Annotated in this window: 4 protein-coding genes; 1 reads left to right on the forward strand and 3 read right to left on the reverse strand. The window is 49.0% G+C overall.

The genetic code is table 11. From position 1 onward, the window contains the following. Positions 1 to 153: 153 nt before the first annotated feature. From Q0294_RS21975 to Q0294_RS21985, 3 genes are all read right to left on the reverse strand, one after another. Positions 154 to 1488, reverse strand: a complete 1335-nt coding sequence (locus Q0294_RS21975) for an alpha/beta fold hydrolase (RefSeq protein WP_299469735.1) — start codon at positions 1486 to 1488, stop codon at positions 154 to 156. Positions 1489 to 1650: 162 nt separating this feature from the next. Then, the gene (locus Q0294_RS21980) at positions 1651 to 1977 is read right to left on the reverse strand and encodes a hypothetical protein (RefSeq protein WP_299469737.1); all 327 of its coding nucleotides are present in this window, start codon (positions 1975 to 1977) and stop codon (positions 1651 to 1653) included. Between the two features lie 527 nt (positions 1978 to 2504). After that, positions 2505 to 4499, reverse strand: coding sequence for a sigma 54-interacting transcriptional regulator (locus Q0294_RS21985; RefSeq protein WP_299469739.1), 1995 nt, complete (start codon positions 4497 to 4499; stop codon positions 2505 to 2507). Positions 4500 to 4787: 288 nt separating this feature from the next. Between Q0294_RS21985 and Q0294_RS21990 the strand changes: the two genes are divergently transcribed. Beyond that, a complete protein-coding gene (locus Q0294_RS21990; protein WP_299469741.1) occupies positions 4788 to 6050 on the forward strand; it encodes a PQQ-like beta-propeller repeat protein in 1263 nt (420 codons plus the stop codon). Positions 6051 to 6134: the final 84 nt, after the last annotated feature.

Consider the following 6134-nt stretch of genomic DNA (forward strand, 5'->3'; position numbering starts at 1 on the left):
AAACACATTCAGAATACAATACACGTCAAGGTGTATTTCGTGGGCCGGTTACACATAGCCGGCCTGCTTGACAAAAGTTAAAATAGAAAACACAGGTAGTTTCACACCCAGCCTTACTGGAACGAATACCCGAGAGAACTGACAAGGTATGACCTATTTCTGGGACATGATCCATTTTGCAATGTCCGCCACAACGACGTTTGCCACGTTGCCAGGTGCCGTATATTCAGCGGGAGCACTTTTCCCCACTCCGGTCATGAAAAGGTGATTCAGACCGGGATAGGAAATCAGCGTAACATCATCCCGGCTACCCAATGCCTGTTTCCATTTCTGAAAATCAACCATAGTCACCTGGTAATCCCGTTCGCCCTGTAAAATCAGAAACGGCTTATTCAGCGTTTTTGCACTTTGGGCGGGGTCATAACCACGAAGATCAAGCCAGTATTTTGAAGGAACTCCCAGGGGCAATTCCGTTGCAGCGATCCCTTCTGACAGTTCTGGTGATTTCACCATTTCCACCTGTTTTTCGATCACCTCAATCTGCTGTTGCTCCTCAGCCGTGATGCTTCCGTCCAGAGAGAGCAGATATTTCACTTGATCCAGCACAAGATCTTCCAGAGGCCGTACCGAGCCGGCGAGGCTGATAAAACCTGCGATTTTGCCTGAGGCAGCTCCAATCCGTGGCAGCAGATTCCCTCCCAGACTATGCCCCAGGACAAAGATACGATCGCCGTTAATCCGTGGCTGCTGCGTCAGAGACTCAACCGCAGCCACAACGTCATCTACGGTTTCCTCTTTGACTGTCATCCCACCGGAGAGCAGGGTCATTTTGAGACGGTGATGTCTGGTCCGTTTCTCATACCGTAGAACGGCAATCCCCTGCGAGGCAAGCCCTTGTGCCAGATCCCGAAAGGGCTTATTAGGGCCGATGGTCTCATCCCGATCCTGCGGACCTGAGCCATGCACCAGGACTACCGCCGGTACCCGCATGTCACCTGCAGGTAACGAAAGCGTTCCGGGAAGTGACCAGAGCCCCTTACCAATCACTACTTCTACTTCCTTGAACGCCACCGGATTGACATAGTCTGGAGCGTGATATGCGCCCGATGTTACGATAAAAAGGCCTGCAATTGCATTCTCTGCGGTGAAGACAAGCTTGGCATCGAGCTTCCCGTGCTCAAACTGACAGGTGACAAATACAATCTGATACTGCTTGAGAGCCTCTGTTCTCGTTTCCGTAATCTCTTGAAAGCTGCCATATTGACTGACAAGCCCGTTCCAGATCACCTTTAATTTCTCTGCGGGAAGCGCTTTGGCCATCACCGCATCAAAAGGTTTGACTGCTTTCTCAAACTCCCCCTGCACCAATTGGTTGACAAATGCTGTTGCCAGATCGTCTCGGACCTTGTTTGCCGGCTCATCCGCGAATGCAGATTGGCAGACCAGAGCGATAATTATGAACAGGATAAGACATACCGTTTTTTGCATTGTATTATCGCTCCACGTACACTCTGTGGACAAGAACCCGATTCAACCAGATAGAGAAATCTCCAGGCGCAAGAAAAGGGTCTTCAGACAGACGTCTAAAGACCCTTTAATATAAAAAACAGCTGACTCGCCTGGTGAAAAGACGCAGCGAGGTCGATGGATTTAAGCAAGAAGCCCTTGCAGCAGATTCTCTCCCGGACCGTGATCATAGCAATCACTGTTATTCCAGAGAGGTAGACCGGCAGCATAACGGGCAGCCAGCATCAGAACTTTTTGTTCTGAACCGGGCTTTGCCTGAGTTGCTTCATCAGGATTGATTCCCATTTCTCGGTACTCCTCTTCGCCAAATAATGCATCAAAGTTTGGATCATACCCATCGTCAGAAAACTCCTGGTATTCACCATCTTCGTAGCAAACCAGCGACTGGTCATCTTCAAGTTCGCATGAAAGGTTATCAACGCCACTCGAACTCATCAAAAATGCCGACATTCTCTTCTTCTTTCTCCAACAACAATACTAAATCCAAGCCTTCCACTCATACCATATGAATGGACACACCTTCTACGTGGAACAAAACAATCAGTCATCTCAAACCAAACCGAGAAATTCAATCGCTCGTAGCGTACGCATCCATTGCGTTATTTGGGAGATTTCAAAGCAACACCCTCCAAGGGTGTGGGAAGTTTTTTCAGGTGGGAAACTCTTCTAAATTTTAGTGGTTAAAAAACATCCCAGGTTTTAGGGCTGCAATTTAAAACTGCAATCAAGGACACCTAATAGGTATCCCCTGTTTCTAGGACAATTCTTGAGTTTTTATGATAAAATGTCAACAAGATTTTTGACATTTTTGCAAACTACTTTGAAATCGAATTCTTGAACAGGTACTAAACCCACAACTCTGCGGTGAAAGGCATCTATTCGGGTCAATTTATGGGAATTTCAGAGAAAAACCAGGTTTTGATGACTCTAAATCGCATTCAGCACTCTGCAATAAATTGCGTGATGCAACTGAAACATCAGGGACGATGGATGCCATAACGTTTCAGTTTACGATCCAGAGTAGACCGTTCGATTCCCAGAATTTGCGCAGACCGCGATTTATTCCAGTTCGTATTGTTCAAAACAGCCAGAATATGCTCCTGCTCCACGACATCCAGAGGAACATCCCGAAACCCGAGATTGGCGGGGGGCAATACACACTGAGGATCGCTGCCCATTCCCACTGCAGAGAGCTGAATATCGGAAGCATCAATGATATCGCCTGTGCATAAAATAAAAGCCCGTTCGATCGTATTCTGCAGTTCGCGAACGTTTCCAGGCCAATGATACGTCTCCAGCAGATCTTTCGCTTCCTGGGTAAACCCACGAATGGGACGACCCGTTTTGGTGATAAACCGATTGAGAAAATAATTTGCCAACAACAGGATATCATCAGACCGAACGCGTAACGGATCAACACTCACCTCAACCACATGCAGACGAAAGTATAAATCCTGGCGAAAATTGCCCTTCGCGACTGCCTTTTCCATGTCACGGTTGGTGGCAGCAACAACACGGACATCAACTTTAATCGTAGCACTGCCACCGACCCGTTCAAACGCATGCCCTTCCAGCACGCGCAGAAACTTCGCCTGAATGCCCAGAGACATCTCCCCGACTTCATCCAGGAACAGCGTTCCCTGATGAGCCTGCTCAAATTTTCCGGGCTTCTGGCTTGTCGCTCCTGTAAAGGCTCCCCGCTCATGACCAAACAGTTCACTTTCCAGGAGCCCTTCACTCAGAGCGGCACAGTTCATACAGACAAATGGATGTTTTTTGCGATGGCTGTTGAAGTGAATTGCACGCGCTACCAGTTCCTTACCAACCCCACTCTCACCGCGTATCAGCACACTGGCATCGGTCGGTGCAATGCGCAGAATCTGCTGCTTCATTGCAATCATGCTGGGACTATTGCCGACCAGCTCGCTCTCCAGCTCCAACTGCTCGCGCAGAGCCTTATTCTCTCCTTCCATACGGGCCAGACCGTCAGACAGCTTCTTTTTCTCATTCAGATTTTGAAAGGAAATTGCCAACTGATCTGCCAGAGCCAGTGTGAATTCCAGGTCGTCAGAATCCAACGGGTTATCAGGATTGGTGGAATAAAGGTGAATCAGCCCGGTAACACCCTGCTTATTGTTGCGGAGAGGCGCACAGATCACGCTCTGCGCGTGAATCTTTCCCAGACTGTCTCTGGTAGAAAGTTTACTGTCATCAGCAATATTGTGTGCCAGAATGGCATCTCCCTCACTGAACACCATCTCGGACAGAAAATGGGACGGCTTCTGGTAGGGAAGTTCATCCACAGACTGAAAGGCAATCACTTTCAGGTTTTCCGGTTTGCGAGGCTGCTGCAGCGAAGGATCAAAGTACAAGATGGCCCCGATATCAGCACTGGTCCCTTCAAACAGGCCATTTAAAACAATCTGCGAGAGTTCCTGTTCTGATTGGGTATTCCCCATATCCAGGGCGAGACGATACAAACGCCCTAACTCACGGCTCGTGCGATCCCGGTCGAGGGATGACGGGGGAAGCGGTGTATGAAACCGGGTGTGACTTTTGCGCTGGATGATTTCGGGGACGTTAAACTCTTCCCAACTGGACTGCTGACCGACTCCGATCGTCTCACTTTCCAGCTCTTCGCTGGAACCTGCAGACGTCGGTCGTGACGAAAAACGAGAGACATCAAACGTAAAGATCGCCTCACTGTCTCCGATTTCAATCACATTTCCTTCCAGCAGTTCCTGATCCTGCGTAATGGCGACACCCTGCACGAGTGTTCCGTTGCGGCTTCCCAGATCGCGAATGACCCACGAGGAATCGCTGTAAAAAATCTCACAATGATTCCGACTGCAGACCTCATCGTCCAGTACAATCCGATTCGTGGGGGCACGCCCCATCGTCGTGACCTGACGATCCACCAGTCGATAGACTTTGCCCCGCTCGTCTAACTCCTGAACAATCAGGTAAGCCACCGATGATGCGCCGTTTGAATTTTGTTGATCAGATTTTTGCATAGATGATGTAGATTATACCGCAGGAAATGATGCACTGTTGAAAATCAATGAGCCTGATCTTACCAGACAAACGGTGGAGACACCCGCATACCCGCCCCCACAAACTAAGCCGAAATCAAGACACTCTATTTACTTACGATAACCCCAATAATTATTATATTCAATTAACTTGCACCAGAACATAAAATTCGTCAAGCTAAACTAGTGAAATCTGAATAACATCCTGCCTGTAAAAGAGATTCTTCCATGCATAGATTACTTTTCGTCCGCGTTTTCACCCCCACCCTGCGGATTCTCCTCGGTATTTGCCTCTCGCTCTCCACCCTGACAGCATTACAAGCCGAGAATTGGCCTCGATTCCGCGGGATAGGCGGTGCCGGGATCTCCAGCGAAAAAGGTTTTCCTCTGAAATGGACCGAAAAAGATTATGCCTGGAAAAAAGAGCTGCCTGGATTAGGGCACTCTTCGCCTTCCATCTGGGGAGACAATCTGTTTGTGACCTCCGCCATTGGTGAAGGAGAAAACCGCTACCTTTTCTGCATTGATCCGAAGACCGGCGAAGAAAAATGGCGCCGCGAAATGCAGTTAAAAAAGAGTCACAAACACAGAAAAGGCAGCTGGGCTTCCAGTACGCCTGCCACTGACGGGGAACATGTTTTTGTCGAGTTTGCCGATGAAGAATCTTATATGCTGGTTGGCTACGATATCAAAGGTAATAAAATCTGGGAGCAGAATCTGGGGCCGTTCACCAGCCAGCACGGCCATGGCAGTTCTCCCATCATCTATAAAGATCTGGTCATCGCCGCAAATGACCAGCAAGGCCCCAGTTCAGTGAGCGCCTTTAACAAACTGACGGGAAAACCGGTCTGGCAGGCGGATCGAACGGTCCGCAGAACATCCTACGCTACGCCGATTATCATTAATCATCCCAATACCAATCCCCAGTTGATTTGCGTCAGCGGTGCAACCGGTGTCAGCAGTCTCGATCCGGAAACAGGGAAAGTTAACTGGACTACTGGGGAATTTCCGATGAGAACCGTGTCTTCGCCCGTCTATGGTGAAGGCCTGATTTTTGCCACCTGCGGCGGGGGCGGCAACGGGAAGCTATTAATCGGCGTCGATCCAACAGGTTCCGGCAATGTTTCTGAAACGCACATCAAATACAAACGATCCACAAAACTGCCTTACGTCCCGACACCAATTGTGTATGAAGGACACCTCTATCTTTGGGGAGATGGCGGCGTTGTCAGTTGTGTCGATCTGGCTACCCAGAAAAATGTCTGGACAGAAAGAGTCGATGGCGGATATAGCAGCTCCCCCGTCTGCATCAACGGAATTCTGTACTGCATGAGTGAAACAGGTGAAGTCGCCATGATCGATGCTTCTCCCACTTTTAAATCTTATGGGAAAGTCGAACTCAATGACCCCAGCCATGCGACCGTCGTCGTCGCCAATGGCCGGATGTTTCTGCGAACATTTCGAAACCTGTATTGCCTGGAGGCAAAGTAATCAGCTTCACTGGGAAAAATCCTGATGTAGCATCGGGAAATGTAGTTCAAATCAGTGTGGACCCCTGCTACAATTCAGGATGAG

Origin of the sequence: uncultured Gimesia sp. (genome assembly GCF_937919775.1) — a bacterium.
Lineage (GTDB): Bacteria > Planctomycetota > Planctomycetia > Planctomycetales > Planctomycetaceae > Gimesia.